Source organism: Mesorhizobium sp. WSM4828, assembly GCF_055811175.1.
Window position 1 is genome coordinate 1 of sequence record NZ_JBVVQK010000078.1, and the last position, 1,888, is coordinate 1,888.

Annotated in this window: 1 protein-coding gene; it reads right to left on the reverse strand. The window is 65.6% G+C overall.

Annotated features, from left to right (window positions below; translation table 11 throughout):
• Nucleotides 1-81: 81 nt before the first annotated feature.
• Entirely contained in the window at nucleotides 82-1,461 is a 1,380-nt protein-coding gene (ltrA, locus tag AC0L2X_RS32310; protein ID WP_473562306.1) for a group II intron reverse transcriptase/maturase, read from the reverse strand.
• Nucleotides 1,462-1,888 lie beyond the last annotated feature (427 nt).

The window sequence follows — 1,888 nt, forward strand, 5'->3', positions numbered from 1 at the left end:
AATCGGGATAGGGGGGAGCTTCGCAGTTCCTCCCCTCCCACACCACCCTGCGTACGGGTCCGTACAGGGCGGTTCGGCTGGTTATGCGGCCTTGGCAGGGGCGAGGACAGCGAGGCCGATGCTTGCGAGGAAAGCGTTCGGCAAGGCAATGGCGAGCGCTGGGCTGTTGCTGATGCGCCAGGGACCATGGGCGCTGCCGGCGGTTTGTGCCGCCAGATCGTACCCGACGCCCCGGCGACGCAGCTCCGCAAAGCGGGTGCGCCCGCGCGTCCACTGTTTCCATGCGATGGATCGGAATCTCCGCCTGATCCACTTGTCGAGGCTGCGCAACACCGACGGGGTTTCGCAAAAGCTGAAGTAGCCGCGCCATCCCAAGAGATAGAGCGACAGCTCCTTGGCTATTTGCGCGAGGCTGGCGCCCCGCGTCCGCATCGTCAGCACCCGCACGCGCTCCTTGAACCGGACCACAGCCTGCGGCGCGATCCGACGTCTTGGCGTCTTCTCGTCCGTGAAGCTGAAGCCGAGGAACTTGCGCCGGTGCGGCGGGGCGACCGCGCTCTTGTGCATGTTGACCTTCAGCTTCAGACGCCTGACCAGGAAGCGTTCGACGCTTGCCATCACCCGTTCACCCGCCCGCACGCTGCGCACATAGATGTTGCAGTCGTCGGCGTAGCGCACGAAGCAATGCTTGCGTCGCTCCAGTTCCTTGTCGAGTTCGTCCAGCATCAGGTTCGACAGCAGCGGCGAGAGCGGGCCGCCTTGCGGCGTTCCCTCGTCGATCGGGCCGACCAGTCCGCCTTCGAGCACACCCGAGGTCAGGAAGCCCCGGATCAGCCGAAGGAGGCGCGGATCGGACACCCGCTTGGCCACCAGCCCCATCAGGATGTCGTGGTTGACCCGGTCGAAGAACTTCTCCAGATCGATGTCCACCACAATGCGGTGGCCCGATGCAATGAACGCCTGCGCCGCGGCAACCGCCTGATGGGCCGAGCGTGCGGGTCGGAACCCGTAGCTCGACGCGCTGAACCCCTCGTCCCATGCCTCCTGCAGCACCTGCATAACCGCCTGCTGGATGAAGCGGTCGAGCACCGTTGGAATGCCGAGCGGACGGGTGCCGCCGGACGCCTTGGGGATTTCGACGCGCCGCACCGGCTGCGGCTTGTAGGAGCCTTTGAGCAGTTGGATGCGAAGTTCGGGCCAGTGGTCTCTCAGGTGCAGCACCAAGGCCTCGACATTCATGCCGTCGACCCCCGGCGCCCCTTTGTTGCGCCGGACCTGCGCCAGCGCCTTCCTCAGATTGTCGCGATCGACAATCGCTTCCATGCACGGTCCGGCCATAGCCGCCGGGCTTTCGGGAACGGCGTTCGCCGTGTTGGCTTCGGTCCCTGCCCCGAGGCGGGCGCGGGCTTCACCCCCTCCGGTCCCGGGAAAGGCCAGCTCAAGCTGGGTTTTCCGCCGCATGGCCAATGCGAGAGCTCCGTCCTACTCGTCCTTCCAACCGTTCGGGCCTTCACTGCCGAGCGAGCCCGACAGCTACTATGCCCTCTGCTGACTTCTGCACCGCGATCAGCGCGCCTCACGGCGGGCTCAGTCCGGAATTCCGGACACGGCGCAGATCTCCCGAGGTAAGATCGACCGCCTTCCCCGCACACCCGCCGAATTTACCACCCCGGCCCTTGATGACCATGGACTTCGCGGTCAGTTGCCCGCTCGTCCGGCCGGGTAGGCCTCGTATCCGGTTCTTGTCCATCGGGTCGCGGGTTTGCTCCACGCTTCCTTCGGACCCCGCCTCGCGACGACGCCCTTGCGCTTCGCTAACCCTTCGCCGTCATCAGGCTGGGTAGAGGACTTGCACCTCCAAGCTGTCGATCATGCTCGGCACACAACA

What these genes read in the sequence shown, in the direction of transcription:
- ltrA (WP_473562306.1), bottom strand. Translation starts at nt 1,461, where the DNA reads ATGCGGCGGAAAACCCAGCTTGAGCTGGCCTTTCCCGGGACCGGAGGG.